The sequence below is a fragment of the Novosphingobium sp. 11B genome, assembly GCF_054589055.1.
Genome location: NZ_BAAILP010000279.1, coordinates 1 through 248, shown reverse-complemented (window position 1 = coordinate 248; position 248 = coordinate 1). Strand labels below are relative to the sequence as shown.

At 66.1% G+C, this 248-nt stretch carries 1 pseudogene; it reads left to right on the top strand.

From position 1 onward, the window contains the following. A pseudogene (locus tag ACYPYD_RS24215) lies at positions 1-248 on the top strand (IS21 family transposase); the annotation flags it as partial.

Below are 248 nucleotides of genomic sequence, written 5' to 3'. Positions count from 1 at the left end.
GAGCCGGACTGGCCGGTGGTAGCGCGCGAACTGAAGCGCAAACACGTGACGCTGCAGGTGCTCTGGGAGGAGTACCGCGCCGAGCATCCAGACGGATATCGCTATAGCCGGTTCTGCGATCTGTTCCGCCGGTGGGAAGGCCGCCTGCCGCTGGTCATGCGCCAGAGCCATGCCGGAGGCGAAAAGCTGTTCCTCGACTACGCTGGCGACACGGTGCCGGTCGTGGTGGACCGCAGGACCGGGGAAGT